We start from the raw sequence: 25,700 nt of genomic DNA on the forward strand, positions 1-25,700 counted from the left end.
AGGGGTCGGAAAGGTTGGTCCGCGCGGTCCGCGGGTCGACGCGCCACCTACCCCAAACGCGCCAGCGCCGCCGACAGCCGCTCGGCCTCCGCGGCCTTGTCGGCATGGTCGGCCCGCGCCTTCTCGACCGCTTCCGGCTTGGCGCGCTCGACGAAGCTCGGATTGCCGAGGCGGCCGGCGAGGCCGTCGCGCTCCTTCTCCGCCGCGGCGATCGCCTTGGTCAGGCGCGTGCGTTCCGCATCGAGGTCGATGACGCCCTCCAGCGGCAGGACGAAGGTCGCCTCGTCCACCACGACCTGCGCCGCGCCGCCGGTGGCGTCGCCGTCGGCGCGCTCGACCCGGGCGAGCCGCGCCAGCACCGCCGACTGGCGCGCCAGACGATCCGCCGTCTGCGTGCCGGCGTCGCGCACGTACAGCGGCAGGCGCGCACCCGGCGGCACGTTCAGCTCGGTGCGTGCCGCGCGGATCTCGCCGACCAGCCGGATCAGCCAGTCGATCTCCTGCTCCGACGCCGGATCGAGGCTGCGCGCATCCGCCATCGGCCATCGCGCGACGATCAGGTCGTGGGTCCGCGGCGCCATCGCATGCCACAGTTCCTCGGTGATGAACGGCATGAACGGGTGGAGCAGCACGAGGATCTGGTCGAGCACCCAGCCGGCGACCGCCTTGCTCTCGGGATCGATCACCCCGCGCTCGTCGCCGACCGACACCGGTTTGATGAGTTCGAGATACCAGTCGCAGAAGCGGCTCCAGACGAACTGGTAGATCGCATTCGCCGCGCCGTCGAACCGGTAGTCGGCGAGCGCGAGGTCGACCGCCTGCACCGTCCGCACCGTCTCGGCGATGATCCACTTGTTGACCGCCAGCAAAGCCCCCGGCGCCTCCAGCGTGGTCGATCCGCCGATGCCATTCGCCTGGGCGAAGCGGCTGGCGTTCCACAGCTTGGTCGCGAAGTTGCGATAGCCCTCGACCCGCTTCTCATCCATCTTGATGTCGCGGCCCTGGCTTTCCATCGCCGCCATGAAGAAGCGCAGCGCATCGGCGCCGTATGTGTCGATCAGCCCGAGCGGATCGACGGTATTGCCCTTCGACTTGGACATCTTGGCGCCATCCGCCGCGCGCACCAGCCCGTGGAGGTACAGCGTCCGGAAAGGGACATCCTTCATGAAGTGGATGCCCTGCATCATCATCCGCGCATCCCAGAAGAACAGGATGTCGAAGCCGGAAATCAGGACGTCGTTCGGGTAGCGTCCGCCGAGCGCCGTATCGCCGTTCTCCGGCCAGCCCAGCGTCGCGAACGGCCAGAGTGCCGAGGAGAACCACGTGTCGAGCACGTCGGGATCGCGCCAAATCTCAACCGTATTTCCTGCAACAGCTCGATTATCTTCCTTGGGATTTACACCCTGAGCTTGGACTCCAATTTCCGGACCGTAGTATTCAGCAGCCTGCGCAAGAGCTTCCTCTTCCGTCACCGCAACGAAAATTTTAGCGCTAAAAATTTTCATCTCCCCCCGCTGCTGCACGGGAGCTTCAATGTCTGGTCGAGCAGGCCCAAACCATGCCGGGATCTGATGGCCCCACCACAATTGCCGGCTGACGCACCATGGCTGGATGTTCTCCATCCAGTTGAAGAAGGTCTTCTCCCACGTCTTTGGCACGATCTGGATCGCGCCCGACCGCACCGCCTCGATCGCGGGCTTCGCCAGCGTCGCCGCATCGACATACCACTGATCGGTCAGCCACGGTTCGATCACCACGCCCGACCGGTCGCCATAAGGCGTCTGGATCGTCCGCGGCTCGGCGTCATGTTCCGCGCCATCTTTGTCGACGTGCGGGATCAGGTAGCCGTCCGCCTTGAGCCGCGCGACCACCGCCTTGCGCGCCTGCGCCGTCGTCAGGCCGAGCAGCTCGTCGGGGATCAGGCCGTCGCGGGTCTGGACGACCTGCGCCTTGGCATCGAGCATGTTGAGCATGTCGCGCGCCTCGATCCCGGCGCGGCGGCCGACCTCGAAATCGTTGAAGTCATGCCCCGGCGTGATCTTCACCGCGCCCGACCCCAGTTCGGGATCGGCATGGTCGTCGGCGACGATCGGGATCAGCCGGCCGGTGATCGGCAGGCGCACGTGTCGCCCGATCAGCGCGGTATAGCGCGCATCCTCGGGGTTCACCGCGACCGCCATGTCGGCGAGCATCGTCTCGGGCCGCGTCGTCGCGACCTCGATGAAGCCCGATCCGTCGTCGAGCGGATAGCGCAGATGCCAGAACTGGCCCTTGATCTCGCGCGTCTCGACCTCGAGGTCGCTGATCGCGGTGCCGAGGCCCGGGTCCCAGTTCACCAGACGCTTGTCGCGATAGAGCAGCCCCTGGCGGTGCAGCTCGACGAACACCTTGAGGACCGCCTTCGAAAAGCCCTCGTCCATCGTGAACCGCTCGTTCGCCCAGTCCATCGAACAGCCCAGACGGCGGAGCTGGCGCGTGATCTCGCCGCCGCTCTCCGCCTTCCAGTCCCACACCTTCGCGACGAATTCCTCGCGGGTGAAGTCGGTGCGCTTCTGCTGGCGGAGCGCCATCTGCCGCTCGACCACCATCTGCGTCGCGATGCCGGCATGGTCGGTACCGACCACCCAGAGCGCGTCCTTGCCCTTCAGCCGCGCATGCCGCGTCAGGATGTCCTGCAGCGTGTTGTCGAGCGCATGGCCGATGTGAAGCGAGCCGGTGACGTTGGGCGGCGGGTTGACGATCGTCCACGGCTCCGCACCCGGACGGTCCGGCCGGAACAGCCCCTCGGCTTCCCAATGGTCGTACCAGCGCGATTCGATGGCGGCGGGGTCGAAGGTCTTGGCGAGCTCGGTCATCCCCGCCCCTTAGCGGGGGTGCGTGCGGTTCGTCACCCCCTGCGCATCGTCACTGCGCCACGGTCCAGCGGTCCATCCAGCCGATCACCTCGCGATACCATTGCCGCGAATTCTTGGGCTTGAGCACCCAATGGTTCTCGTTGGGGTTGACCAGCAGGCGCGACGGGATGCCGCGGCGCTGCAACGCGGTGAACGCGGCCAGCCCCTGCGTATAGGGGATGCGGAAGTCCTTCTCGCCGGTGATGACCAGCATCGGCGTCTTCCAGTTCTGGACGTAATGGACCGGGTTCCACTTCTCGTAGGCCGCGGGGTCCTGGAAATAGGTCTTGCCGCCATGCTCCCATTCGTCGAACCAGAGTTCCTCGGTTTCATACGCCATGGCGCGCGCGTCGAAGACGCCGTCGTGCTGGACGATGCAGTCGAACCGGTCGGGCCACTGCCCCGCGATCCAGTTCATCATATAGCCGCCATAGGACGCCCCGAGCGCGCAGGCGCGGTTGCCGTCGAGCCAGCCGAACCGGTCCGTCGCCGCCTTGAGCCCGGCCTTCAGGTCGTCGAGCGGCCAGCCGCCCCAATTGTTGCTGATCGCGTCGGTAAACGCCTGGCCGTAGCCGGTGCTGCCGTGGAAATCGACTGCGACCAGGCCGTATCCCGCGCCCGCGAACACCGCCGGGTTCCAGCGGTACGACCAGCTGTTGTCGCTCGATCCCTGCGGCCCGCCATGGACCATGAACGCGACCGGCACCTTACCCGTGCTGCCATAGGGCTTCACCGCATAGCCCCAGACGGTGTCGTTGTTGGCCCCAGTGAAGCTGAACCGCGAGACGGTGGGCATGTCGATCCCGGCAAGCTTCGCGGCGTTGACCTGCGTCAGCCGCGCGGGCTTGCCCCTGCCCGACACGGCGTAGAAATCGTCGGGCGCGGTCAGGCTGTTCATCGCGATCACCACGCCCTTCGCCGTCGGCACGACGGCGGAGACGTGGCCCGCCTGCGTCAGCCGCGTCACCTTGCCGCTCGCCGGATCGACCGCGAACAGCGGATTTTCCTGCGTGTCTTGCGCGGTGACGTAGATCCGCCGCGAATCGGGCGACCAGGCGATCGACCCGACAGACCGGTCCCAGCCCTCGGTCAGCGCGCGCACCTGCCCGGTGGCGAGATCGCGCAGCATCAGCACCTGCCGGTCGGCCTCGAACCCGGGCCGCTTCATCGCGAACCAGGCGAGGCTGCGCCCATTCGGCGACACCGTCGGCAGATTGTCGGTCGCCGGATTGGCCGCGGTCAGGTTGACCGGCGCCGCGGATCCGTCGGCGGGCGCGGACCAGATGTCGAGGTTGGTCGACAGCGGCTCGGTCGTCCCGGCGATGCGGAGTGCGAAGTAGATCGTCCGGCCGTCCGCGCTCCACGACACCTCCTCGCCGCCGCCGAACGGACGCGAGGGCGCATCGCCGTAGATGCCGTGACCGATGGCGACGCCGTCGCCGGGCGCCCCCGCCGCGGTCAGCGGCAGGACGAACAGCTGCGAATGCGTACCGTCGACCCAGCGATCCCAGTGGCGCACGAACATCCGGTCGTAGACGCGGCCCTCACCGGCATTGGGGTCCTTCTTCTCCAGCGCCGGCGCGAGGCTCGGCGCGTTGGGCTTGCGATCCGCCCAGACGAGGATGCGGTCGCCGGTGGGCGCGACCTTGAACCCGCCGAAGCCGCCCTGAAAGCCGGTCAGCTTGCGCGGCGCGCCGCCGGTGACGGGGACCGACCAGATCGCATCGTCGCCACCCTTGTCGGAGCTGAAATAGACGGTCGCGCCGACGATCTGCGGATCGATCTCGTTGACCTCGGCCTCGTTGAGCAACGGTTCGGGCCGGGCATTCTTGCGCGACAGGTCGAGCCGCCACAGGTCGTAGCGACCGCGATTGGCGGCAAGATCGGTTTCGCGCTGCGCCCAGACCAGCCACCTGCCGTCCGCGGACACGCTCGGCGCACCGACGCGGCTGAGCATGGAAACATCGTCGATGGTGAGCTGGCGGGCGGAGGCGGGAGCGGCGGACAGCGCGGCGGTGGCGAGCAGGCTCGCGACGAGAAAGGTCTTCATGCGCGGCAGGTTAAGCACGTCGGTCGGCATGGGGCAACGCCGTGCCGCCGCGCACCGCCCGCCCGGCGTGGGCCCAGGGACGGTGCGCGGCGATCGGCGGCTCAGCGCATCTGCGAGGTGATCTTCGCGATCTCGCGCGCGACCAGCGTCTCCACCATGTCGGGGAGATGCGTGTCGAGCCAGTCGCGCAGCATCGGGCGCAGCATCTCGCGCACCAGCCCCTCGAGCGTACCGTCGCTCTCCGGCTCCGGTTTGACGAGCAATTTGCTCAGGGTTTCCAGCGAACCGAGGCTGGCGGCCGCGGTACGCTGGGACAGGATCGGTTCTTCGGTCATCGCGGGTTGAACGGGTGCCGCGCGCGTCGGTTGCGGCGCGGCTTCAGCCGGCGCTGCGATCGGCTGCGGCGCTGCCGGCTTGTGGACCGCGGGCTGCGGCGCGGCCGCCTGCACACGCGGCGCGACGGGCTCCGGCTCGGGTTCGAAACGGTGTTCGGGAATCGGGTCGCTCAGTTCCAGCACCTCTTCGGGTTCCGGCTCGATCGGCTGCGGCACGGCGCGCGGACGGCGGCTGCGCGCTTGTGTGCCTTCACCCTCCTCGGCGATGATGCGTTTGATCGACGAGAGGATCTCCTCCATCGACGGTTCGGCGCTCATATCCCCCATTGCCCTGACGTCCCTGCCCTTTTCCGTGACCGGTCCCGGCAGATCACTGTCGGTTCGGCGAAGACGCACCTGTGGTTAACCCGGGGCTCCTGTCAACCGGCGTATCGAGCATCGGGTCGAGCGGACGCGACACCGCAGCGGTTTGCGCCGGCGTCTGCGCGGTCGTGACCGCGACCGGCACCGGTTCCGGATCGCTGTCGAAATCGTTGATGCGGTGGCGCACGCGCTGGTAATTCGCCACCGGATCGTAGAGCGCGCCGCCCTCCAGCCCCAGATCGCGCGCCTCGGCATTGCCCATCGCCGCGAGCAGTGCGAAGCCCGCGACATAGGCATCGCGCCGCGCCGTCACCAACGTCACCTGGCTGTTGAGCAATTCCTGTTCGGCGTTGAGGATGTCGAGGATCGTCCGCGTGCCGACGCTGTTCTCGGCGCGCACGCCCTCGAGGCTCAGCTTGTTGGCGTTCACCGCCGTCTCCGACGATGCGATCACCTGTTGCGACGATTGCCAGATGGCATAGGCCGACCGTGCCTGCGCGATGACCGCGCGTTCGGTCGCGGTCGCATTCTCCAGCGCCTGGCTGCGCTGCGCCTGCGCCTGCCGCACCTGCGCTGCCGGGCGACCGCCCTGGAACAGCGGCAACGTCAGCTGGACGCCGGCCGACGCCGAGGTGCCCGAGTTGGGGGCGATACTCGCGACGGGCAGCGACCCGAGGTAATTAAAATAGTTGGCGCCGGTGACCACCGACACGCGCGGCAATCGATTCGCCCGTGCGACGTTGATATCGTAGCGGCTGGCATCCGCCTGTCGGCGCGCCGCGATCAGGTTGGGATTGTTGTCGAGCGCGACGCCGACCGCGGTGGCGGGCGAATTGGGCAGATTGGGCAGGATCGGCGGTTCTTCCAGCGCGACCGGGGGCGTGCCGACGATCTGGATATAATTCTCGCGGCTGGAGATCAGCTGTGCCTCGGCCTGCTGCAATTGCGCACGCGCCAGCGCCAGTCGCGCCTCCGACTGCGCGACGTCCGTCCGGGTCAGGTCGCCGACCTGAAACCGGTCGCGGCTGGCGCGCAGATTCACCTCGAGCACGCGGACGTTCTGCTGGTTGAGCGACGCGACCGCCTCGTCGCGGATCACGTTCATATAGGCGGCGACGACGTTGGTGAAGGTCGTCGCCTCGGTGCCGCGCAGCGTCGCGCGACCGGCATCGACGCGCGTCTCCGCCGCCCGCACCGCATTCTTCACCGCCCCGCCCTGAAAGATCGGCACCGACAGGTTGAGCCCGCCGGCCGCGTTGCGCTCGGGATTGAGGAAGTTGTTATTCGCCTGCAGGAAGTTGTCCGTCACCGACCCGGTGGCGTTGACCCCCGGCAGGCCGCTGGCGCGGGCGATCGGCACGGTCTCATCGGTGGCGCGCTGGGCCGCGCGCTGTCCGGTGATCGTCGGGTTGGATGCATAGGCCTTGGCGAGCGCCTCGCGCAGCGTTTCCGCCTCCGCGGGCGCGGCGAGCCCCGCCAGCGCCGCGCCGCCCAGCAACAATCCCCGCATCATCCCCCCGCTACGCATAGACTAGAACCTGAAACCCTGCGGCACCGCAAAGCCCGGCAACACGATGCAGTCGCTGTCCAGGAATGCCGACAGGCCGAACCCGCCATCGGTCTTGCGACCGGTGGCAAGGCGGGTGACGCCATTCTCGACCAGCCCGGTGACGACGCGCCCGCCGGTCTTCACCTGACCGACCAGCGCGTCCGGGACATGCTCGATCGCGCCGTCGATCACCAGCACGTCATAAGGACCATGATCCGCGGCGCCCGCGGCGAGCGGCGCCTCGACGATGCGGACGTTCGCGGTGCCGGCCAGCGCCTCGCGTGCCAGCGCCGCGAGCGCCGCATCCTCCTCGACCGCGACCACCTCGGCGACGATCTCGGCGAGGATCGCGGCGGTATAGCCGCCCGCGGCGCCGATCAGCAGCACGCGGTCGCCGCGTTCCAGATAGGCTTCGGTCAGCAGCCGGCCGGTGACCATCGGCAGGTTGATCGCCCGACCGCCCGCGACCGGCAGCGCCGTATCGCGATAGGCGATGCCGCGGACTTCGGCGGGCACGTAATCCTCGCGCGGTAGCGTGTTCATCGCGACCAGGATACGCTGGTCGCTGACCGCATTGGTGCGCAACTGGCTCGACACCATCGCATGGCGCATCGTCTCCGACGCCGTGCGGTCCAGATTGTTGTTATCGAGGCTGATGTTCATGATGACCCCTCTCGCACAACCGTATTAGCTGCGCAATACACTTCGTGACAAAGCGGCTTGTATCGTGCGCATCGTCCCGCGCCAAGCGAAGGAACGGTGCGGATGGCCAGCACCGCCGCCACGGCTTAAGGGGCGCGCATGATTCCTGCGACCTATCATCAATTCATCGACTGGATCGGCGACGGCACCGGCCTGCCCGACACCATCCTGCACATCCACGCCGGCATGGCGGTGCTGATGATCGCCCGCATCCTCACCCGGCGCTCGCTGGGCAGCTTCGTCCCCTGGTCGATCGTCGTCCTCGCCGAAGCGTTCAACGAAGTCATGGACCGGCTGCAATTCGGCTCGTGGCGCTGGGAGGATACCACCATGGACATCCTCAACACATTGTTCTGGCCGACGGTGATCTGCCTCGGCATCCGGATGCGCCCGATGCTGCTCCACCGCGACCGCAACCGCGTGACGATCCGTTCCGAGAGCGACGCCTGACCGCATCGCGGACAAGAATGGAGGCCCGACCGGGAATCGAACCCGGGTGCAAGGATTTGCAGTCCTCTGCGTCACCACTCCGCCATCGGGCCTCGACGTCGGGAGGCGCGCAGATGATCGGTTTTGCGCGACCCGTCAACCGTCGATTGTCGTGATCCGGGCCCGGGATTTCACAACAGGCGCTCGAGCATCGCGACCAGCGGCACGTCGGCGGGCGGCATCGCGAGGTCGTGCATCGCCGACGGATGCACCCAGGCGAGCGCGCTCGCCTCCAGCGGCTGCGGCTCACCCTGCCAGTCGCGGACCAGATACAGCAACAGGAGCAGATGCCGGTCGCCAAGGCCCGCACTGGCGAAGGTGAGCGGCGTCGCCGCCGCGGGATCGACATCGATCGCCAGTTCCTCGGCCAGTTCGCGCACCAGCGCCGCCTCGGGGGCCTCGCCCGGTTCGATCTTGCCGCCGGGAAATTCCCACAGGTCGGCCATCTGCTTGCCCGGCGGTCGGCGCTGCAACAGCACCCGCCCCTGCCGATCGACCAGCGCCGCGGCCACCACCGGCAACAATCGCACTGCACCCGCCATCGACCAAGCCGTTGTGTCGTCAGCCATTCCTTAAGCCTTCCCCGTTATCCAGCCCGATCATGATCCCGCGTTCGATCCTTCGTCGCCTGTCCGGCCGGTTGCGCCCCGCACTGCGCGATGCGCGCGGCGCCACCGCGGTCGAATATGGGCTGATCGTCGCGCTGATCGTCATCGTCATGGTCGTTGCGCTGAAGCAGGTCGCCAACGCCAATAGCAACATGTGGAATAACGTCAGCAGCAAGGTCGAGGCCGCCGGTTGACCGCAGGCGGCCGGCAAAAAACCATATCCGGCTTAAATCTTTGGAAACCTTGGCCTCGTACATCTGCCGTCGCTGCTCCGGTTCACCGGTTCAGCCGGGTGATTGAAGTTTCGAACATGGAGACCGGAATGCAGACGATTCGCAAGTTCATCAAGAACAGCAAGGGCGCGACCGCCATCGAGTACGGCCTGATCGCGGCGCTGATCGCCGTCGCCGCCATTGCTGCGATGCAGGGCCTGGGCAACAAGCTGACCAAGACGTTCAACAATGTTTCGTCGAACATGAACACGGCGGGCTAATCACCGACACGATCGATTTAGCTAAAGGGCGGCGGAACTCCGGTTCCGTCGCCCTTTTTCGTGGCCGTTACAGCCTGCCCATCGCCAGGAACTTGTCGCGCCGTTCCTGCCGCAGCGTGGTCGCGTCGCGATGGTCGAGCGAATCAAGAGCAGTCGCGAGCGCATCGCCCAGCAGGCGGATCGCCTCCGCCGGATCGCGGTGCGCGCCGCCGAGGGGCTCGGACACGATCGTATCGATCACGCCGAACGTCTTCAGGTCCTGCGCGGTCACCCGCATCGCCTCCGCCGCATCGGCCGCCTTGTCGGCGGTGCGCCACAGGATTGAGGCGCAGCCTTCGGGGCTGATGACCGAATAGATGGCATGTTCGAACATCAGCACGCGGTTGCCCGCGGCCAGCGCGACGGCGCCGCCCGAACCGCCTTCGCCGACGATCGCGGCGATCACCGGCACGCTCGCCGCGAGGCATGCCTCGGTCGAGCGCGCGATCGCTTCGGCCTGACCGCGTTCCTCGGCCTCGATGCCGGGAAAGGCGCCCATCGTATCGACCAGCGTCACCACCGGCAGCCCGAATCGGTCGGCCAGTTCGACCAGCCGGATCGCCTTGCGATAACCCTCGGGCTTGCCCATGCCGAAATTGTGCCGCAGCCGCGTCGCGGTGTCGGAGCCCTTCTCATGGCCTAGCACCATCACCTTGCGCCCGCGAAACGTCGCGAAGCCGCCCATGATCGCCTGATCGTCGGCGAAGGCGCGGTCGCCCGCCAGCGGCACGAACTCGTCGAACAGCCCGGCGACATAATCCTTGAAATGCGGCCGTTCGGGATGCCGCGCGACCTGCGTCTTCTGCCACGGGGTCAGCTTGGCGAAGGTATCGCGCAACAGCTTGTCCGATTTCGCCTGCAACCGCGCCAGGTCCGCGCCGATATCGATCGTGCCGTCCGCCGCCGTCGCCCGGAGTTCGTCGATCCGGCCCTGCAGCTCGGCAATCGGTTTTTCAAATTCGAGAAAGCTCGCCATGACGCGCCGGTTACGGGCGCCGCGGCGTCCCGTCAACGCAAGGGCGGGTCGGCGAGCGGATGGCGGGTGTTGACCAGCTCGACCAGCCGGCTGGCGTCGACATGCGTATAGATCTCGGTCGTCGCGATATCGGCGTGGCCGAGCATGGATTGCAGCGCCCGCAGATCGGCCCCGCCGGCGAGCAGATGCGTGGCGAAGGCGTGGCGCAACACGTGCGGGCTCACCCGGTCGGGCGGGATGCCCGCGTCCGCCGCCAGCGCCTTCATCAGCTGATACAGGCGGATGCGCGACAGATGGCCCTTACCCGACGGGAACAGCCAGACGCGGTCGGCAGCGACATGCGCCCGCCATGCCGCGACCGCCGCCCGCGCGCGATCGGAGATCGGCACCAGCCGCTCGCGTCCCCCCTTGCCCTTCAGGATCAGATACGGCCGGTCGGGATGGATCGCGTTGCGCGGCAGGCTGACCAGCTCGGTCGCGCGCAATCCCGATCCGTAGAGCAGCTCGACCAGCGCCGCGAGCCGCAGGTCGCCCGGCAGCGGATGCGCACGCCCGGAGCGGTCCGCGATCGTCGCGAACAGCCGGTCGACGTCGGCATGGCTCAGCACCTTGGGCAGTGCGCGGGCGGTGCCGGGCCGCGGCAACGCCTTGCCCGGGTCGTCCGCGCGATGGCCCTCGTCCATCAGGAACGCATAGAACCGCCGCAAGGCCGCGGATTTGCGGGCCACCGTGCTGCGCGCCAGCGGGCGCCACTCCTCGGCCAGCGCCTGCAACCGTGCCGCGTCCGCCGCGACCAGCCTGCCCTCCAGCGCCACCGACGCCAGCGTCAAATCGCTGCGATAGGCCGCGAGCGTGTTGGCCGCCGCGCCCGATTCCGCCGCCATCATCTCGAGGAACCGCTCGATCGCCGTGCGGTCCGGGGCCATGGTCACACCCGCGCCAGCGCCTCGGCGGCGATCATCCGCGCCTCGCCCTCCAGACCCACCAAGCGCAACGCGCCGACGATCCGGTAGAGCATCGCGGGCGGCACGCCGCGCCATGCCGGCGACTGCATGCCGATCGCCGCGAGCAGCACCACCGTCCCCTGCTGCCCCTCGGCAGCGGCGCGGTCGATCGCGCGCGTCCAGCTGTTCTGTGCGCCGATCCGCACGTCCAGCGCCGCCGCGGCGCGTTCGATATCCTCGGCGGACAGTCGCCCCAGCCCCGCCAGCCCGGCGAAGAACAGCCGCTGCTTCAACGCCGCATCGCCACGCCCGGTGTAGGACGACAGCGCGCGATAGCTCAGCCGGCCGCCGGCATCCGGATCGGCGAGCGCGATCATCGCCCATGCGTCACCGCCTTCGTCCACCGCCGCCCGCCACCGCGCTGCGCTGCGGTCCAGCCCCGCGGTCAGCATCGATGCGACCAGATAGCGCGCATCCTCGATACCCTGCCGTGCGGGCAACCGCGCCGCGGCACGCGCAGTCAGCACCAGCCGGGCATAGGCCGGTGCCTTGTCCGCCGTGCGATCCCCATTGCCCCACAGGCTGCGCATCGCGGTCAGCCGCGCGTTGATGTCCGTGCCGGTATAGGCCGTCTGCAACTCGTTCGCGGCGCCGGTTGCCGCACCCGGCATGTCGTTCGCGGCATCGACCGCGCCGTACAGGTCGACCAGCGCCGCCGCGGACAGCACGCCCTGCGCCGCCGCCGCCTCGGCAGAGGCGAGCCGGTCGGCGAGCGGGATGCCCGGCGATAGCGCATACCAATAGCGCGTCTGCGGCCCGACCGTGGCGAGCATCGAATCGGGGATGGTGACGCCGGTCGCGGCCGCCAGCCCGAACCGCCACGCGTTGAGCGTATCGACGCCCGCCCATTCGATCGTCACCGCCTGCCCGCCGCCGGGGCCGGCGCCGACCACCTTCTGCGCGAGTTGCAGGTCGATGCCGGTCGCCAGCTTGCGGCGACGGGCGACGGTGATCAGCGCCTTCGCCCGCGCCGGTTCGCCCGCCAGCCCCGCGCACATCGCCTGCGCGAGCGACCAGCCCCGCTCGCGCGTCACCGCCAGCCCGGCATCGGCGATCGGGCACAATTCCGCCGGATCGCCCGTCGCCAGCGCGCTGTTCATCGCGACCTGATACAGTTTGGGCGTGTAATGGGCGTTGTCGACGCTCTGCACGACCGCGCGCGCGCCCACCGCCTCGCCCATCCGCAGCAGCAGCCACGCCCGCTCGGCGGCGAAATCCGCGCCGTTGACGTGCAGCGGCGTGTCGAGCCGCGCCACCAGTGTCCGGCGCAACAGGATCGACAGCCAGCGCGACGGCAGCGGCGCGGCGACGCGGCGCATCAGCGCCTCGACGAACGGGCCGTCCGCATCACGGAACGCGTCCGCGGTCAGGGCGCCCTCGCGCGGGCCGGCGGGGCCGACCTGGTCGAGCGACCGGCGCGCGAAGTCCGGCATCTCATATTGTGCCAGCACCGCCGGATCGACCGTCGGGGTCGGGCTGGGTGTCGTGCTCGCCACCGGCGTCGGGGTGTCGCCGGGCAGCGGCTGCACGAAGCCGGTCGCAGCCGGCGCCGGGACGGCCGTACCGACCGGCGCAGGCGCGCTGGCCCCGGGGCGCGGCGTCGCCGTCGTCCGCGGCGCCGGCTGGCTCGCCGGTTCGCCGAAGCCCGGCGGCAGGATCGATTCGGGACGTTCCTGCCCGCTCGCCGGGCCATAGGCCGACAGGCCCGCCGCGATCAGGGCAACCGCGGCAACGCCGCAGCGCAGGAAGAGCGTCCCCCGCGCCTTAGCTGAGGTTCGCAAGCGTCACGGCCTTCTCGACATGGGTCTGCGGCCGTTCCGATGCCCGCCCGGCGAGCAGGAACAGGCCGCCGACCACCACCACGAGGAGCACGATGACGGAGAGCAGCAAGCGGGACATAGCGTACCTTGGAAGACGAAAACGCGACCGGAGCTTTTGCCCCGTCCTCACCTGCTGTATAGCGCCCCTGTCCATGTTGCAAAGCGCTCATCCCCCCATCGCCGGCCCCGACCGGTCCGCGCGGCAACGGCCCATCGTGCTGGTCGGGCTGATGGGCGTCGGCAAGTCCACCGTCGGCCGCCGCCTCGCCGGGCGGCTGCGCCTGCCCTTCGTCGACGCCGACACCGCGATCGAGGAGGCGGCCGGCATGACCGTCGCCGAGATTTTCGAACGGTTCGGCGAACCCTATTTCCGCGACGGCGAACGCCGCGTCATCGCCCGTCTGATGGACGGCCGGCCAAAGGTGATCGCCACCGGCGGCGGCGCGTTCATCAACGACGACACACGCGCGCTGATCCTCGCCGAGGCGACCGCGGTCTGGTTGCACGCGCATCCCGACGTGCTCGCCGAGCGGGTCGGACGCCGCGATACCCGTCCGCTGCTGCGCGGCCGCAACCCGCGACAGGTACTCGCCGAGCTCGCCACCATCCGCAACCCGATTTACGCCGAGGCGCATATCCACATCACCAGCAACAAATCGCCGCACGAAACCACGGTCAACGCGATCCTGACGGCGATCGGCCTCGACCGCGCGCCCGATACCGCCGGGGACGTCGCCGGGGCATGACCCGCCGGATCGAGGTCGCGCTCGGCGATCGCAGCTACCCCATCCTGATCGCGGCCGGCCTGCTCGCCCGCGCGGCGGATCACCTCGCACCGCTTGCCCGCGGACGCACGATGGCGATCGTCACCGACGAGAACGTCCGCCCGCATTGCGCGACGCTGCAGGCCGCGCTCGCGGAGGCCGGGGTGCGCAGCGAGGCGATCGTGCTGCCCCCGGGAGAGGCGACCAAGAGCTGGAGCCAGCTCGCCGCACTGTGCGACCGCCTGCTCGACCTCGGCATCGAACGCGGCGATCATGTCGTGGCCTTGGGGGGCGGCGTGATCGGCGACCTCATCGGCTTCGCCTGCGCCATCCTCAAGCGCGGCTGCGGCTTCGTGCAGATCCCGACGACGCTGCTCGCGCAGGTCGACAGCTCGGTCGGCGGCAAGACCGCGATCAACACCCGCGCCGGCAAGAACCTGATCGGCGCCTTCCACCAGCCCGCCATGGTGCTGATCGACCCCGACGTGCTCGACACGCTGCCCCCGCGCGAGGTTCGCGCCGGCTATGCCGAGGTCGTCAAATACGGCCTGATCGACGATCCCGCCTTCTTCTTCTGGTGCGAGGCCAACGGTGCCGCGCTGATCGCCGGCGACCCCGCCGCCCGCGACCATGCGATCGCGCACGCCGTCTCCGCCAAGGCGCGGATCGTCGCCGCCGACGAACACGAAACCAACGGCACCCGCGCGCTGCTCAACCTCGGCCACACCTTCGGCCATGCGCTGGAGGCCGAAGCCGGCTTCTCGCAACGCCTGATCCACGGCGAGGGCGTCGCGGCTGGCTGCGCGCTCGCTTTCGCCTTTTCCGCCGCGCAGGGCATCTGCCCCGCCGCGGACGCGGATCGCGTCGCCGAGCACTGGCGCCACGTCGGCCTGCCCGACGGCCTCGCCGCGGCCGGCATCGCCGCATCGGGCGCGACGCTCGTCGACCATATGCGCCACGACAAGAAGATGGCGGCGGGCACCCTCCCCTTCCTCCTCGCCCGCGGCATCGGCGAAACCTATCTCGACAAGAGCGTCGACCTCGCCGACGTCCAGACCTTCCTCGACGCGCAGCCACGCTGATGCCCAACGGCATCGCCAAGCAGAACCTGCCGACAAAGATCTGCCCCGCCTGCGAACGCCCGTTTGCATGGCGCAAGAAATGGGCGAAGGACTGGGACAATGTCGTCTATTGCTCGGATGCCTGCCGCCGGAAGCGGTGATCGCGCGCTATTCGTGCCGCGATCGCAGGCTGGGGGTGTAGACCCGGCGCGGGCGTTCCGCCCCGAAGGATGAAGCCGATGGCCAAAAGCCAGCGCAAGTCGAACAAGGAAGTCCGCAAACCCAAGGCGGAAAAGGCGAAGACGATCGCCGCCAACGCCTCGACCAAGGACAATCCCGTCGCCATGGTCACGATCCGCAAATGACGATCGCGTGCGTCGCATCCCGCGGCGCACCCGCATCGCGCCCTTATCATCGACCCCGTCCGCGCCTATATGCGATCCATCGCAGGCAACCGATCGTAGGCGCCTCCGGCTGAGAGACCATCGTGCTCCCGCTTACGGCCGGGAGATGCATCATCGATCTCAACTATCTCTTCCATCGTCATCAGCTGTCGCTGGTGGCGTCGACCGACGCATCGTCCAGCGAAGCACGCGCGGCACATCGTGGCCTGACCGCCGGCTATGCGACCCGCATCGCCCGCCTGCGTGCGGCGAGCGGCGGCTCCGCCATGTCCGCGGCGCGCGTCAGTTGAGCACGCCCGTCGACGACGCCGTTCCCGCCGTCCGGAGCAAGCCCGGCCGCGTCTTCCGCAAATCGCGCCCGCCGATGCCGCGGCTCGACGCCGCACGACAGGCCCGCGTCATGTCGCTCGCCTGGACGACGCTGGGCGACCGCGATCGGGTGATGGCCTTCCTCAACGCCGATCATCCCCAGCTCGGCGCCCGCCCGCTCGATCTGGCGATCGCCAGCGATGTCGGCCTCGCCCGGGTCGAGCGTGCGCTGGCCGATCTGGCCACCGGTGCGCAGGCCTGACGACGGCATGGACACCGCCGATCTGCCGCCCGTCCATCGCCGCTGGACGCAGGGCGACATCACCGCGTTGCGTCAGGCGCTCGGTGCCGGGGATACGATCGACCGCATCGCCGAAAAGCTCGGACGCGATACGGATGCGGTGATGCTGATGATGAAACGGTTGCACCTGCGCCTCTGACGCCACGCGGCGCCGGCGACCGGCAGGATCAGTGCCGCAGCGTCCAGGCCAGCCACAGCCATCCGCCGATCAGCGCCGCGCCGCCGATCGGCGTTATCGCGCCGAGCCAGTGCGGCGCGCCCAGCGCCATCGCGTAGAGCGTCCCCGCGAACAGCGCGCCGCCGACCACGAACAGCCAGCCCGCCCCGGGCGCGTTCATCCGCAACGCCACCAGCGCCGCGACCGCATGGATCAGCTGATACTGCCCGCCGGTCTTCAGCCATTCCTGCGCGACGCCGCTCGCGCTATGCGCGCCGAACGCGCCCGCCGCGACTGCGATCGCGCCGGACAGCGCCGCCAGAATACCGAGGATCATCGCGGGTCGTTCCCCCAGGGTTGCTGCTCCGCCACCATCGACCGCGCCGCGCGAATGTCGCCCGCCTCGATCTGGATGCGCAGCCGTTCCTTGTCGCGCGACCGGTACTTTTCCTCGGCGCGATCGATGTCGGCGCCGGCGATGCCGAGGTCGCGCATCGCGACCCGCGCCATCTTCACCGCCGATTCGAGCACCTCGCGCACGACATAGACCGCCGACGTCTTCTTGAGCTTGATGAGCGAGCGCCGGTCATAGGCGCGCACGTAGATCGCAGCGTCCGGGAACGCCTCGTGCACGCCCTCCAGCGTGTCCGGCTCGATCTGGTCGCCGTCGATGCAGAACAGGATCAGCTCCGCCTCCGCCGCGCCCGCCTGCCGCAACAGGTCGACCCGGGTGCCGTCGCCATAATAGACCTTGGCGCCGAATTCCCCGGCGATGTCGATTATCTCGATATCGGTGTCGATCAGCGTCACCGGAATGTCCTGCGCCAGCAGCATCTGGCCGACCGTCTGGCCGAACCGCCCATAGCCGACGATGATCGCATTCGCCCCGTCCGCCTTTGGCCCGTCGCGCGCCTGGTCCTTGGCGACCGGCTCCTCGCGGAACCGCTTGGTCGCGCCCATCAGGAACGGCGTCGTCGCCATCGAGAGCGTGATGATCGCCCCGAACAGGCTCGCCGCCTCCGGTGCGACGAGGAACCCGGCCTGCGCCTGCGCGAACAGCACGAAGCCGAATTCGCCGCCCTGGCTCAACAGCAGCCCCAGCGCCAGCGCGCTGCGCCACGTCATCTTGAACGCCATGCCGATCAGGGTGATGACCGCCGTCTTGGTCGCGATCAGCGCCAGCGCCATCGACAGCACGAACAGCGGCCGGTCAGCGATCGCCTGCAGGTTCAGCAGCATACCGACGGCGAGGAAAAACAGGCCGAGCAGGATCGACCGGAACGGATCGACATCCGCCTCCAGCTCGTGCCGGTACGGGCTGTCCGCCAGCATCACGCCCGCGATGAACGCGCCGAGCGCGGTCGACAGCCCCAGCGATTCCATCAGCGCCGCGCTGGCGATGACCGTGAACAGCGCGGCGAACACGAACATCTCGCGCTCGCCGAGATTGCCGATCAGCCGGAACAGCGGCCGCAGCAGGAACCGCCCGGCAAGGATCAGTCCCGCCACCGCGAGCAGGGTATAGACTGCAAGCAACCACCCCGGCGGGCCGTTGGCGTCCGCGGGATTGCGGCTCATCGCCGCGACGATCGTGATGAGCGGCACGATCGACAGGTCCTGGAACAGCAGGATCGAGAACGCCCGCTCCCCGAACGGCGTCCGCATCCGGCCCGAGGATTGCAGCATCGGCAGCACCTGCGCGGTCGACGACAGCGCCAGCGGCAAGCCCAGCGCGAACGCCGCCGGGACGGAGAAGCGCGCCAGCCCCCACACCACCGCGGTGATCGCGAGGCCGCAAGCGACGACCTGCAACAGCCCCAGCCCGAATATCTCCTGCTTCATCCGCCACAGCCGCGTCGGATTGAGCTCCAGCCCGACGACGAACAGCAGCAAGGTAATGCCGAGTTCGGCGATGCCCATCTTCGATTCGGCATCGCCGACGAGGCCGAGCACATGCGGCCCCACCACCGCGCCCGCGACGAGGAACCCCAGCGTCGCACCCAGCCCCAGCTTGCGGAACAACAGGACGAAGGCGAGGCCGAAGCCGAGCAGGATCATCCCGTCGCGCAGCATCGACACGCCCTCGGCCGCCTCATGCATGCGCGCGTGCCTCGCGGGCAGCGAATGCGGCCTCGGTCGCCGCCTCGAACGCCAGCCGGATCGAGGGATGTCGCGCGCTATAGGTCAGCGCCGGTTGGAACACGCCGATCCCGGGCCAGTCCGGCATCGCGCCCTCCCCCGCCAGCCAGGCGGTCAGCGCATCGCGCGCGTCGGCCAGTTGCTCGGGCGTCTTGCCGAGGATCTGCGCGGCGAGCAGCGACGACGACGCCTGCCCCAGCGCGCAGGCCCGGACCAGCAGCCCGACCTCGCTCACCCGGCCATCGTCGTCGACGCCGACGTCCACCGTCACCCGGCTGCCGCAGATCGGCGAGCGCTTTTCGGCGGTCGCCGCCGCATGTTCGAGCCGCGCATGATGCGGGATCGACGCCGCCAGCCGCAGGATCTCGGCATTGTACAGGGGGGCGTTCATGGCTGGCCACTCGCATTGTCGGGTCGCTCGAGGCTTTGCCGCGAGCCGAACACCGGCTGGCCGCGCCGGCGGCGGTCAACGAAATCGGCGATCCCCGCGCTCGTCGCGTTGAGCAGATTGTAGCTGCGCGAATCGGTCATCCATGCCGGTCGCCGCGCCGGCCCACCGCGCGCGGTATCGACCAGCAGCGCCGCGACCAGAAAGCCAAGACTGGCGATGATGAGCCCCTTCAACGCGCCGAAGCCGAAGCCCAGCGCGCGATCGACCGGCCCCAGGATCGACTGCCGCGTCCGCTTGCCGATCGCATTGGCGACCAGCTTGCCGCCCAGATAGGTGCCGCCCGCGATCACCGCGAACGCCGCCACCGCCGCGCCAGACGGCGTGCCGATCACGCCCGACAGCCGCGCGGCGAGCGCGACGTGGAACAGCTTGAGCATCGCGACGATCGCCACCCAGGCGAACAGCGACAGCACCTCGGTAACGAAGCCGCGCTTCAGCCCCATCAATGCCGCGCCGCCCACGGCGACGAGTACGATCATGTCCAGTGCGGTCAGCCCCATGATGGGGGGAATAGGGATGCACGGGCGCTGCGGCTAGTCCCGGGCATGCAGATCGCCATCCGATCGCTGACGGAGCGAACCGGGTCGCGCCTCACCCCCGCCCCAGCATATGGTCCACGAACTGCCCCAGCGTGCGAAACCCCGTCAGCCGCAACGGGCTGTCGTCCTTCGCCACCGCCGCCGGCACCAGCGCCCGCTCGAACCCCAGCTTCGCCGCCTCCTTCAGCCGCAGCGCGCCATGCGCGACCGGGCGCACTTCGCCCGACAGCGCCACCTCGCCGAAGGCCACCGCATCCACCGGCACCGGCCGCTCCGACAGCGCCGAGATCAGCGCCGCCGCGACCGCCATGTCCGCCGCCGGGTCCTGCACGCGATAGCCGCCGGCGATGTTGAGATAGACTTCGGCGCTGGAAAAGCTCAGCCCGCACCGTGCCTCGAGCACCGCAAGGATCATCGCCAGCCGGCCGCTGTCCCAGCCGACCACCGCGCGCCGCGGCGTCGCCCCGCTCGCCAGCCGCACGACCAGCGCCTGGATCTCGACCAGCACCGGCCGCGTCCCCTCCAGCGCGGGGAACACCGTCGTCCCCGTCACCCCCTCGTCGCGCTGCGTCAGGAACAGCGCGGACGGGTTGGACACTTCCTCCAGCCCCTCGCTCTGCATCGAGAAGACACCGATCTCGTCGGTCCCGCCGAAGCGGTTCTTGATCGCGCGCAGGATGCGATACTGGTGGCTGCGCTCGCCCTCGAACGCCAGCACCGTGTCGACCATATGTTCGAGCACGCGCGGCCCGGCGATCGACCCGTCCTTGGTGACATGGCCCACCAGCACCAGCGCGGTGCCGCGTTCCTTGGCGAAGCGGATCAGCTCCTGGCTCGACGCGCGGACCTGGCTCACCGTCCCCGGCGCACCCTCGATCAGGTCGGAATGCATCGTCTGGATCGAATCGATCACCAGCAGCGCCGGCGGCGGCCCCAGCGACAGCGTCGTCAGGATGTCGCGGGTCGAGGTCGCCGCGGCGAGCTGCACCGGTGCATTGCCCAGCCCCAGCCGCCGCGCACGGAGCCGCACCTGATCCGCCGCCTCCTCGCCCGAGACATAGGCGACGCTGCGCCCGGCCAGCGCCAGCTTCGCTGCCGCCTGCAACAGCAGGGTCGACTTGCCGATCCCGGGGTCGCCACCGATCAGCGTCGCCGACCCCTCGACAAAGCCGCCGCCCAGCGCGCGATCGAGTTCGGCGATCCCCGTCGCCATCCGCTCGGGCAGCACGATGTCGGCGTCCAGCCCGACCAGCTGCACGGTCCGTCCGCCGGTGCGCAGGTCGTGCTTGGCCTGAAACGGCGTCACCACCGCGCCCGCCTCCTCGACCATCGTGTTCCATTCCGCGCAATCGCCGCACTGCCCCGCCCAGCGCGGCGACACCGATCCGCATGCCTGACACACGTAACGCTTCTGGGGTTTTGCCATGCGCGAGACCCTAGCCCAACGAGAACGGGAGGGGAACAGAAAACCGACTGCGGGCTACGCCGGATCGGCCGGGGCCCCGTCGACAGACGTCGCCCTCCCCCCGATCACCCCGGGATCTTCAACCCCCGCTGCACCGCCGGCCGCGCCAGCCCGCGCTCCAGCCAAGCCCTCACGTTACCGAACCGTTCGAACCCGACCAGATCGCCCGCGCCGTAGAACCCAGTCAATCCATTGACCCAGCCCAGCATTGCAATGTCGGCGATCGAATAATCGTCGCCGAGGAACCAGTCGCGCCCGTCGAGCGCCGCGTCCATCACCCCCAGCAGCCGTGCCGCCTCGGCGACGTAACGGTCGCGCGGCCGCTTGTCCTCAAAGTCCGCGCCGGCGAATTTGTGGAAGAAGCCGACCTGCCCGAACATCGGCCCCACGCCGCCCATCTGGAACATCAGCCACTGGATCGCCCGCCAGCGTCCCGCCGGATCGATCGGCACGAACCGGCCCGTCTTGTCCGCGAGGTACAGCAGGATCGAGCCACTCTCGAACAGGCCGAACGGCGCGCCGCCGGGTCCGTTGGGATCGACGATCGCGGGGATCTTGCCATTGGGATTGAGCGACAGGAACGCCGGCGATTTCTGGTCGTCGCGCGCGAAGTCGACCTTGTGCGCCTCGTAGGGCAGCCCGGTCTCCTCCAGCATGATCGACACCTTCACCCCGTTGGGCGTCGGCAGCGAATAGAGTTGCAGGCGATCGGGATGCTGTGCCGGCCAGCGTTCGCTGATCGGAAAGGCGGACAGATCGGTCATGAAGATAGCCTCCGTCGTGGAAGCACCCGACATAGCCACGCCACATTCGCGACGCTATGGCCCGCGCCAGCATGCAACCTTCAGACCTTCGTGTCGCGCTGTTCAGCGGCAATTACAATTACACCCGCGACGGCGCCAATCAGGCGCTGAACCTGCTCGTGCGCCACCTGCTCGCCCATGGCGTCGCGGTGCGCGTCTATTCGCCGACCACCGAACGCCCGGCCTTCGCCCCGGTTGGCGACCTCGTCTCGGTCCCGGCGATCCCGATGCCGGCAGGGCGCGAGGAATATCGGCTGGCGCGCTATCTGCCCGCCGCCACCCGCGCCGATCTGGAGGCGTTTGCGCCCAACATCGTCCACGTCTCCGCCCCCGACCTGCTCAACCATGGCGCGGTCAGCTGGGCACGCCGGCAGGGCATCCCCAGCGTCGCCTCGTTCCATACCCGCTTCGAAACCTATTTCCGCTATTATCGCATCGGCTTCGTCGAGCCGGTCATCAAGGCGATCATGACCCGCTTCTACAACCGGGTGGACCGCGTCATGCCGCCGAGCCCGAGCATGGGCGCGCTGTTGCGGGACTGGGGCGTCACCACGCCGATCACCATCTGGTCGCGCGGGATCGATCACGACCGCTTCAAGCCGGCGCGTCGGGACGATGCGTGGCGCCGCAGCCTCGGCATCGCCGACGACGAGATCGCGATCGGCTTCCTCGGCCGGCTGGTGAAGGAAAAGGGCCTCGACGTCTTCGCCGACGTCGTCAAACATCTCACCCGCCGCGGCGTCCCCCACAAGGTGCTCGTCGTCGGCAAGGGGCCGGCGCAGGACTGGTTCGCCGAACAGGCGCCGGGCGCGATCTTCGCCGGCTTCCAGTCGGGGAACGACCTCGGCCGCGCGGTCGCGTCGATGGACGTGTTCTTCAACCCGTCGATCACCGAGACGTTCGGCAACGTGACGACCGAGGCGATGGCGGCGGGCGTCCCCGTCGTCGCCGCGCGCGCGACCGGCGCGGTCGATCTGGTCGAGGACGGCGTCACCGGCTTCCTCGTCGAACCGACCGACGTCGCCGGCTATGCCGACGCCATCGCCCGCATCGTCGCCGATCCCGCCCTCAAGCATGCCATGGCCGCCGCCGGTGCGGCACGGGCGGACGGCTATCGCTGGGACACCGCCAACCAGACCGTGCTCGACACCTATCTGCAGCTGCACCCCTGCCGATAACCGTCGAAGCCCGAGGGGAGGCCAGGTCCGCGATTGCCCCGAAAGCGCACCGTCATCCCGGACCCGGCCCGGGTTCCTCCGTTGCGCCTGGTCATCGGGTGCCGCATCCTATCCGCCATGACGGGGGAAGCCCCCTAGCCCTCCCGCCAGTCGAAGGTCAGCGGCGCTTCGCGGAACGCGAACCGGTCGAGGTGGCTCGCCACCACGCCGCGCATCCGCTCGACGTCCTCGCCGTCCGGCACGTGCAGCACCACGTCCAGCGTCGCGCTGTCCGCCTTCATCTCCAGCCGCGATCCGTTGGGAAAGGCGATCGTCCCCTCCTCCGCGGTGAAGGTCACCTCCATCTGGTGGCTCCAGTGCTTGGCGAGTTGCTGGAGGTAGCGGCTCGCCGATCCGGTCGGCACCCGTGCGACGGAGACGCTCACTTCAGCCGCTCGATCTTCTGGACGACCGCATCGATCATCGCGCTCACCTCATGCACCGCGTCGTCGGATAAATCGCCGCTTTCCAGCCGCTCCATCACCACGTCGCGCAGGTTGCGCATCGACCGCCGGATCGGCGCGCGGTCGCTGCGCGCGCGGTGCTCGCCCGCCGCCGCCAGCCGCGCCAGCATCGCCGCGACCAGCTCCGCCTGCTCCGCCAGGTGCGCGGCACCCGCCTCGGTCACCCCGAACCGCTTGCGCGTCGTCTCCGACGGCTGTTCGGCGATCAGCTCCATCTCGGCGAGCATCGTCAGCGCCGGATAGACCATGCCGGGGCTCGGCGCATAGGCGCCCCCGGTCAGTTCCTCGATCGCCTTGATCAGCTCATAGCCATGGCGCGGTTCATCGGCGATCATCTTCAACAACACCAGCCGCAGCTCACCACCATCGAACATCCGCCGCCGCCCGCCGCCGCCTCCACCGCCGCGTCCATAATCGCGAAACGTCTCGAAGCGTCCCTCGGCACGCGCCGCCCAATGCTCCCAGCCGCCGCGCGGCCCGCAGCCGCGTCCATCGCGGCCAACCATATGTCCAAACATCGCGAGTCCTTTTCCCATCTCGATGCGATCAAGATATATCTTATAGACTGCAGCACAAGAGTGCTCAAGATATATTTTATGACGTTTGATGCACGTGTCGGACGAACCCATTTTGAAGTCGTTATCCGAGAGCAGTGATATGCACCCGACTATGCCACCCGCCAGCCCCGTATGCGCCCCGCCATGGCCCGATCCGCAGATCACCCGACCCGATCGGAACTGGGAACGACCGACCGCGAGTGTTTCGCTCGAGGTGGTCGGGGCATCATCGTCCTGCAGGCGGTCGCAGGGGTGACGTCACCGCAGCGCGCCTCTATCTGGTCGTCATGGCAGACCTGCTCGCCGGCCTCGAACCGGAGCCCACCCCCAACACCGCGGCTGCCGATGCGCCGCTCGCCGACCGGCTGCGGCCGCGCGTGTTGGCGGACGTCGTCGGCCAGGAACATCTCACCGGCCCCGAGGGCGCGATCGGGCGGATGGTCGCCGCCGGACGCCTGTCGTCGATGATCCTCTGGGGGCCGCCCGGTACCGGCAAGACCACCATCGCCCGCCTGCTCGCCGATGCGGTCGACCTGCGCTTCGTCGCGATCTCCGCGGTCTTCTCGGGCGTCGCCGAGCTCAAGAAGGCGTTCGCCGAGGCGCGCGACCACGCCCGGATCGGCAAGCGCACCCTCCTGTTCGTCGACGAGATCCACCGCTTCAACCGCGCGCAGCAGGACGGCTTCCTGCCCTATGTCGAGGACGGCACGGTGACGCTCGTCGGCGCGACCACCGAAAACCCCTCGTTCGAACTCAACGCCGCACTGCTCAGCCGTGCGCAGGTGCTGATCCTCGAACGCCTCGGCCGCACCGCGCTCGAACAATTGATCGACCGGGCGGAGGCGCTGGAGGATCGCCCCCTGCCGCTCACCCCGCCGGCGCGCGACGCCCTGCTCGCCAGCGCCGATGGCGACGGCCGCTTCCTGCTCAACCAGGCGGAGACCCTGTTCTCGGTCGACCTGCCCGAACCGCTCGACCCCGCCGGCCTGTCGACCTTCCTGCAGCGCCGCGTCGCGATCTACGACAAGGATCGCGAGGGGCATTACAACCTCATCAGCGCGCTCCACAAATCGATCCGCGGCTCGGACCCGCAGGCGGCGCTCTATTATCTCGCCCGGATGCTGACCGCCGGCGAGGAGCCGCTCTACCTGCTCCGCCGCCTCACCCGCGCCGCGGTCGAGGATATCGGCCTCGCCGACCCGCAGGCGCTGGTCCAGTGCATCGCCGCGAAGGACACCTACGACTTCCTCGGCAGTCCCGAGGGCGAACTCGCGATCGCGCAGGCCTGCCTCTACCTCGCTACCGCCCCCAAATCGAACGCCGCCTATATGGCGCAGAAGAAGGCGTGGCGGTCGGCGAAGGAGACGGGATCGCTGATGCCCCCCGCGAACATCCTCAACGCCCCGACAAAGTTGATGAAACAGATCGGTTACGGCGCGGACTATGCCTACGACCACGATGCCGAGGATGCCTTTTCGGGCGCGAACTACTGGCCCGACGAGCTCGCACCGCAGCGCTTCTACGAACCGACCGGGCGCGGGTTCGAGGCGCGGCTGAAGGAGCGGCTGGCGCATTGGGATGCGCTGCGACGCGAACGGCGGCCGTGACGCTCGCGTCGCACGACCCCTCTGGACTAGTCGCCCCGCTTGTCGCATGGGGCGACCCAACGCCGGTTTAGCTCAGCTGGTAGAGCAGCGGTTTTGTAAACCGAAGGTCGCGGGTTCGATTCCTGCAACCGGCACCACAC

The 25,700-nt window shown here is 68.9% G+C and carries 30 protein-coding genes and 2 tRNA genes; 13 read left to right on the forward strand and 19 right to left on the reverse strand.

Annotated elements, in window-relative coordinates; translation table 11 throughout:
• Positions 1 to 47: 47 nt before the first annotated feature.
• The 5 genes from AC1RTO_RS06755 to AC1RTO_RS06775 form a co-directional block, all read right to left on the reverse strand.
• On the reverse strand, positions 48 to 2,855 hold the full coding sequence (locus tag AC1RTO_RS06755; protein ID WP_493160072.1) for a valine--tRNA ligase: 2,808 nt from the start codon (positions 2,853 to 2,855) through the stop codon (positions 48 to 50).
• Positions 2,856 to 2,904: 49 nt separating this feature from the next.
• On the reverse strand, positions 2,905 to 4,944 hold the full coding sequence (locus tag AC1RTO_RS06760; protein ID WP_493160073.1) for a prolyl oligopeptidase family serine peptidase: 2,040 nt from the start codon (positions 4,942 to 4,944) through the stop codon (positions 2,905 to 2,907).
• Positions 4,945 to 5,045: 101 nt separating this feature from the next.
• Complete coding sequence (locus AC1RTO_RS06765; protein ID WP_493160074.1) at positions 5,046 to 5,606, reverse strand: DUF2497 domain-containing protein; 561 nt, start codon at positions 5,604 to 5,606, stop codon at positions 5,046 to 5,048.
• A 43-nt stretch (positions 5,607 to 5,649) separates the two neighbouring features.
• Positions 5,650 to 7,155, reverse strand: coding sequence for a TolC family outer membrane protein (locus tag AC1RTO_RS06770; RefSeq protein WP_493160352.1), 1,506 nt, complete (start codon positions 7,153 to 7,155; stop codon positions 5,650 to 5,652).
• Positions 7,156 to 7,173: 18 nt separating this feature from the next.
• Complete coding sequence (locus AC1RTO_RS06775; RefSeq protein WP_493160075.1) at positions 7,174 to 7,854, reverse strand: protein-L-isoaspartate O-methyltransferase family protein; 681 nt, start codon at positions 7,852 to 7,854, stop codon at positions 7,174 to 7,176.
• 138 nt (positions 7,855 to 7,992) lie between these two features.
• Between AC1RTO_RS06775 and AC1RTO_RS06780 the strand changes: the two genes are divergently transcribed.
• Entirely contained in the window at positions 7,993 to 8,343 is a 351-nt protein-coding gene (locus AC1RTO_RS06780) for a hypothetical protein (protein WP_493160076.1), read from the forward strand.
• Positions 8,344 to 8,361: 18 nt separating this feature from the next.
• Here AC1RTO_RS06780 and AC1RTO_RS06785 read toward each other — a convergent pair.
• A tRNA-Cys gene (locus AC1RTO_RS06785) sits at positions 8,362 to 8,435 on the reverse strand.
• A gap of 78 nt (positions 8,436 to 8,513) precedes the next feature.
• Positions 8,514 to 8,951, reverse strand: a complete 438-nt coding sequence (locus AC1RTO_RS06790; protein ID WP_493160077.1) for a (deoxy)nucleoside triphosphate pyrophosphohydrolase — start codon at positions 8,949 to 8,951, stop codon at positions 8,514 to 8,516.
• Positions 8,952 to 8,983: 32 nt separating this feature from the next.
• On the opposite strand from AC1RTO_RS06790, the gene AC1RTO_RS06795 reads away from it, so the two are divergent.
• Together AC1RTO_RS06795 and AC1RTO_RS06800 are read left to right on the forward strand one after the other, a co-directional pair.
• Positions 8,984 to 9,184, forward strand: coding sequence for a Flp family type IVb pilin (locus AC1RTO_RS06795; RefSeq protein ID WP_493160078.1), 201 nt, complete (start codon positions 8,984 to 8,986; stop codon positions 9,182 to 9,184).
• 128 nt (positions 9,185 to 9,312) lie between these two features.
• The gene (locus AC1RTO_RS06800) at positions 9,313 to 9,483 is read left to right on the forward strand and encodes a Flp family type IVb pilin (protein WP_493160079.1); all 171 of its coding nucleotides are present in this window, start codon (positions 9,313 to 9,315) and stop codon (positions 9,481 to 9,483) included.
• A 67-nt stretch (positions 9,484 to 9,550) separates the two neighbouring features.
• Here AC1RTO_RS06800 and AC1RTO_RS06805 read toward each other — a convergent pair whose 3' ends face one another.
• The 4 genes from AC1RTO_RS06805 to AC1RTO_RS06820 are packed head-to-tail and all read right to left on the reverse strand — an operon-like array spanning position 9,551 to position 13,401.
• The gene (locus tag AC1RTO_RS06805) at positions 9,551 to 10,498 is read right to left on the reverse strand and encodes an acetyl-CoA carboxylase carboxyltransferase subunit alpha (protein WP_493160080.1); all 948 of its coding nucleotides are present in this window, start codon (positions 10,496 to 10,498) and stop codon (positions 9,551 to 9,553) included.
• 32 nt (positions 10,499 to 10,530) lie between these two features.
• A complete protein-coding gene (locus tag AC1RTO_RS06810) occupies positions 10,531 to 11,424 on the reverse strand; it encodes a tyrosine recombinase (protein ID WP_493160081.1) in 894 nt (297 codons plus the stop codon).
• Positions 11,425 to 11,426: 2 nt separating this feature from the next.
• Positions 11,427 to 13,283, reverse strand: coding sequence for a hypothetical protein (locus AC1RTO_RS06815; RefSeq protein ID WP_493160082.1), 1,857 nt, complete (start codon positions 13,281 to 13,283; stop codon positions 11,427 to 11,429).
• Positions 13,267 to 13,401 (reverse strand): hypothetical protein, encoded by a 135-nt coding sequence (locus AC1RTO_RS06820; RefSeq protein WP_262826702.1) that lies wholly within the window; start codon positions 13,399 to 13,401, stop codon positions 13,267 to 13,269. Before AC1RTO_RS06820 ends, AC1RTO_RS06815 begins: the two co-directional genes overlap by 17 nt.
• Positions 13,402 to 13,474: 73 nt before the next feature.
• Between AC1RTO_RS06820 and AC1RTO_RS06825 the strand changes: the two genes are divergently transcribed.
• The 7 genes from AC1RTO_RS06825 (at position 13,475) to AC1RTO_RS06855 (ending at position 16,300) form a co-directional block, all read left to right on the forward strand.
• Positions 13,475 to 14,068: a shikimate kinase gene (locus tag AC1RTO_RS06825; protein WP_493160083.1), complete on the forward strand. Its 594-nt coding sequence runs from the start codon at positions 13,475 to 13,477 to the stop codon at positions 14,066 to 14,068.
• Positions 14,065 to 15,168 (forward strand): 3-dehydroquinate synthase, encoded by a 1,104-nt coding sequence (gene aroB / locus AC1RTO_RS06830; protein ID WP_493160084.1) that lies wholly within the window; start codon positions 14,065 to 14,067, stop codon positions 15,166 to 15,168. The genes AC1RTO_RS06825 and aroB overlap by 4 nt, the downstream gene beginning before the upstream one ends.
• Positions 15,168 to 15,308, forward strand: coding sequence for a DUF2256 domain-containing protein (locus AC1RTO_RS06835; protein ID WP_293875490.1), 141 nt, complete (start codon positions 15,168 to 15,170; stop codon positions 15,306 to 15,308). The genes aroB and AC1RTO_RS06835 overlap by 1 nt, the downstream gene beginning before the upstream one ends.
• A 78-nt stretch (positions 15,309 to 15,386) precedes the next feature.
• Complete coding sequence (locus tag AC1RTO_RS06840) at positions 15,387 to 15,512, forward strand: hypothetical protein (RefSeq protein WP_293875492.1); 126 nt, start codon at positions 15,387 to 15,389, stop codon at positions 15,510 to 15,512.
• A 122-nt stretch (positions 15,513 to 15,634) separates the two neighbouring features.
• Complete coding sequence (locus AC1RTO_RS06845) at positions 15,635 to 15,841, forward strand: hypothetical protein (protein WP_493160085.1); 207 nt, start codon at positions 15,635 to 15,637, stop codon at positions 15,839 to 15,841.
• Positions 15,838 to 16,122 carry an antitoxin Xre/MbcA/ParS toxin-binding domain-containing protein gene (locus AC1RTO_RS06850; RefSeq protein ID WP_493160086.1) on the forward strand — a complete coding sequence of 95 codons (285 nt, stop codon included), beginning with the start codon at positions 15,838 to 15,840 and terminating at the stop codon, positions 16,120 to 16,122. Before AC1RTO_RS06845 ends, AC1RTO_RS06850 begins: the two co-directional genes overlap by 4 nt.
• Positions 16,109 to 16,300, forward strand: coding sequence for a hypothetical protein (locus AC1RTO_RS06855; RefSeq protein ID WP_493160087.1), 192 nt, complete (start codon positions 16,109 to 16,111; stop codon positions 16,298 to 16,300). The genes AC1RTO_RS06850 and AC1RTO_RS06855 overlap by 14 nt, the downstream gene beginning before the upstream one ends.
• 28 nt (positions 16,301 to 16,328) lie before the next feature.
• On the opposite strand, the gene AC1RTO_RS06860 is transcribed toward AC1RTO_RS06855, so the two are convergent.
• The 6 genes from AC1RTO_RS06860 to AC1RTO_RS06885 form a co-directional block, all read right to left on the reverse strand.
• Positions 16,329 to 16,655 (reverse strand): DUF423 domain-containing protein, encoded by a 327-nt coding sequence (locus tag AC1RTO_RS06860; RefSeq protein WP_493160088.1) that lies wholly within the window; start codon positions 16,653 to 16,655, stop codon positions 16,329 to 16,331.
• Positions 16,652 to 18,418 (reverse strand): cation:proton antiporter domain-containing protein, encoded by a 1,767-nt coding sequence (locus tag AC1RTO_RS06865; protein WP_493160089.1) that lies wholly within the window; start codon positions 18,416 to 18,418, stop codon positions 16,652 to 16,654. The genes AC1RTO_RS06860 and AC1RTO_RS06865 overlap by 4 nt, the downstream gene beginning before the upstream one ends.
• Entirely contained in the window at positions 18,411 to 18,848 is a 438-nt protein-coding gene (locus tag AC1RTO_RS06870; RefSeq protein WP_493160090.1) for an iron-sulfur cluster assembly scaffold protein, read from the reverse strand. The genes AC1RTO_RS06865 and AC1RTO_RS06870 overlap by 8 nt, the downstream gene beginning before the upstream one ends.
• A complete protein-coding gene (locus AC1RTO_RS06875) occupies positions 18,845 to 19,408 on the reverse strand; it encodes a CvpA family protein (protein ID WP_493160091.1) in 564 nt (187 codons plus the stop codon). Before AC1RTO_RS06875 ends, AC1RTO_RS06870 begins: the two co-directional genes overlap by 4 nt.
• 91 nt (positions 19,409 to 19,499) lie before the next feature.
• Positions 19,500 to 20,873 carry a DNA repair protein RadA gene (gene radA, locus AC1RTO_RS06880; RefSeq protein ID WP_293875506.1) on the reverse strand — a complete coding sequence of 458 codons (1,374 nt, stop codon included), beginning with the start codon at positions 20,871 to 20,873 and terminating at the stop codon, positions 19,500 to 19,502.
• A gap of 104 nt (positions 20,874 to 20,977) precedes the next feature.
• Positions 20,978 to 21,676: a glutathione S-transferase family protein gene (locus AC1RTO_RS06885; protein ID WP_493160092.1), complete on the reverse strand. Its 699-nt coding sequence runs from the start codon at positions 21,674 to 21,676 to the stop codon at positions 20,978 to 20,980.
• 71 nt (positions 21,677 to 21,747) lie between these two features.
• Here AC1RTO_RS06885 and AC1RTO_RS06890 point away from each other — a divergent pair, with 71 nt between their 5' ends.
• Positions 21,748 to 22,893 (forward strand): glycosyltransferase family 4 protein, encoded by a 1,146-nt coding sequence (locus AC1RTO_RS06890; protein WP_493160093.1) that lies wholly within the window; start codon positions 21,748 to 21,750, stop codon positions 22,891 to 22,893.
• 134 nt (positions 22,894 to 23,027) lie between these two features.
• Here the strand turns inward: AC1RTO_RS06890 and AC1RTO_RS06895 are convergent, their stop codons facing one another.
• A complete protein-coding gene (locus AC1RTO_RS06895) occupies positions 23,028 to 23,318 on the reverse strand; it encodes a DUF2218 domain-containing protein (RefSeq protein WP_493160094.1) in 291 nt (96 codons plus the stop codon).
• On the reverse strand, positions 23,315 to 23,902 hold the full coding sequence (locus AC1RTO_RS06900) for a PadR family transcriptional regulator (RefSeq protein ID WP_493160095.1): 588 nt from the start codon (positions 23,900 to 23,902) through the stop codon (positions 23,315 to 23,317). The genes AC1RTO_RS06895 and AC1RTO_RS06900 overlap by 4 nt, the downstream gene beginning before the upstream one ends.
• 338 nt (positions 23,903 to 24,240) lie before the next feature.
• Between AC1RTO_RS06900 and AC1RTO_RS06905 the strand changes: the two genes are divergently transcribed.
• Both AC1RTO_RS06905 and AC1RTO_RS06910 read left to right on the forward strand, forming a co-directional pair.
• Positions 24,241 to 25,560, forward strand: a complete 1,320-nt coding sequence (locus AC1RTO_RS06905; RefSeq protein WP_493160096.1) for a replication-associated recombination protein A — start codon at positions 24,241 to 24,243, stop codon at positions 25,558 to 25,560.
• 61 nt (positions 25,561 to 25,621) lie between these two features.
• Positions 25,622 to 25,697: transfer RNA gene (locus tag AC1RTO_RS06910), tRNA-Thr, on the forward strand.
• Positions 25,698 to 25,700 lie beyond the last annotated feature (3 nt).

It is taken from the genome of Sphingomonas sp. GW821-FHT10F09, from assembly GCF_058809195.1.

What these genes read in the sequence shown, in the direction of transcription:
- AC1RTO_RS06755 (WP_493160072.1), bottom strand. Translation starts at nt 2,855, where the DNA reads ATGACCGAGCTCGCCAAGACCTTCGACCCCGCCGCCATCGAATCGCGC.
- AC1RTO_RS06760 (WP_493160073.1), bottom strand. Translation starts at nt 4,944, where the DNA reads ATGAAGACCTTTCTCGTCGCGAGCCTGCTCGCCACCGCCGCGCTGTCC.
- AC1RTO_RS06765 (WP_493160074.1), bottom strand. Translation starts at nt 5,606, where the DNA reads ATGGGGGATATGAGCGCCGAACCGTCGATGGAGGAGATCCTCTCGTCG.
- AC1RTO_RS06770 (WP_493160352.1), bottom strand. Translation starts at nt 7,155, where the DNA reads ATGATGCGGGGATTGTTGCTGGGCGGCGCGGCGCTGGCGGGGCTCGCC.
- AC1RTO_RS06775 (WP_493160075.1), bottom strand. Translation starts at nt 7,854, where the DNA reads ATGAACATCAGCCTCGATAACAACAATCTGGACCGCACGGCGTCGGAG.
- AC1RTO_RS06780 (WP_493160076.1), top strand. Translation starts at nt 7,993, where the DNA reads ATGATTCCTGCGACCTATCATCAATTCATCGACTGGATCGGCGACGGC.
- AC1RTO_RS06790 (WP_493160077.1), bottom strand. Translation starts at nt 8,951, where the DNA reads ATGGCTGACGACACAACGGCTTGGTCGATGGCGGGTGCAGTGCGATTG.
- AC1RTO_RS06795 (WP_493160078.1), top strand. Translation starts at nt 8,984, where the DNA reads ATGATCCCGCGTTCGATCCTTCGTCGCCTGTCCGGCCGGTTGCGCCCC.
- AC1RTO_RS06800 (WP_493160079.1), top strand. Translation starts at nt 9,313, where the DNA reads ATGCAGACGATTCGCAAGTTCATCAAGAACAGCAAGGGCGCGACCGCC.
- AC1RTO_RS06805 (WP_493160080.1), bottom strand. Translation starts at nt 10,498, where the DNA reads ATGGCGAGCTTTCTCGAATTTGAAAAACCGATTGCCGAGCTGCAGGGC.
- AC1RTO_RS06810 (WP_493160081.1), bottom strand. Translation starts at nt 11,424, where the DNA reads ATGGCCCCGGACCGCACGGCGATCGAGCGGTTCCTCGAGATGATGGCG.
- AC1RTO_RS06820 (WP_262826702.1), bottom strand. Translation starts at nt 13,401, where the DNA reads ATGTCCCGCTTGCTGCTCTCCGTCATCGTGCTCCTCGTGGTGGTGGTC.
- AC1RTO_RS06825 (WP_493160083.1), top strand. Translation starts at nt 13,475, where the DNA reads ATGTTGCAAAGCGCTCATCCCCCCATCGCCGGCCCCGACCGGTCCGCG.
- aroB (WP_493160084.1), top strand. Translation starts at nt 14,065, where the DNA reads ATGACCCGCCGGATCGAGGTCGCGCTCGGCGATCGCAGCTACCCCATC.
- AC1RTO_RS06835 (WP_293875490.1), top strand. Translation starts at nt 15,168, where the DNA reads ATGCCCAACGGCATCGCCAAGCAGAACCTGCCGACAAAGATCTGCCCC.
- AC1RTO_RS06840 (WP_293875492.1), top strand. Translation starts at nt 15,387, where the DNA reads ATGGCCAAAAGCCAGCGCAAGTCGAACAAGGAAGTCCGCAAACCCAAG.
- AC1RTO_RS06860 (WP_493160088.1), bottom strand. Translation starts at nt 16,655, where the DNA reads ATGATCCTCGGTATTCTGGCGGCGCTGTCCGGCGCGATCGCAGTCGCG.
- AC1RTO_RS06865 (WP_493160089.1), bottom strand. Translation starts at nt 18,418, where the DNA reads ATGCATGAGGCGGCCGAGGGCGTGTCGATGCTGCGCGACGGGATGATC.
- AC1RTO_RS06870 (WP_493160090.1), bottom strand. Translation starts at nt 18,848, where the DNA reads ATGAACGCCCCCCTGTACAATGCCGAGATCCTGCGGCTGGCGGCGTCG.
- AC1RTO_RS06875 (WP_493160091.1), bottom strand. Translation starts at nt 19,408, where the DNA reads ATGGGGCTGACCGCACTGGACATGATCGTACTCGTCGCCGTGGGCGGC.
- radA (WP_293875506.1), bottom strand. Translation starts at nt 20,873, where the DNA reads ATGGCAAAACCCCAGAAGCGTTACGTGTGTCAGGCATGCGGATCGGTG.
- AC1RTO_RS06885 (WP_493160092.1), bottom strand. Translation starts at nt 21,676, where the DNA reads ATGACCGATCTGTCCGCCTTTCCGATCAGCGAACGCTGGCCGGCACAG.
- AC1RTO_RS06890 (WP_493160093.1), top strand. Translation starts at nt 21,748, where the DNA reads ATGCAACCTTCAGACCTTCGTGTCGCGCTGTTCAGCGGCAATTACAAT.
- AC1RTO_RS06900 (WP_493160095.1), bottom strand. Translation starts at nt 23,902, where the DNA reads ATGGTTGGCCGCGATGGACGCGGCTGCGGGCCGCGCGGCGGCTGGGAG.
- AC1RTO_RS06905 (WP_493160096.1), top strand. Translation starts at nt 24,241, where the DNA reads ATGGCAGACCTGCTCGCCGGCCTCGAACCGGAGCCCACCCCCAACACC.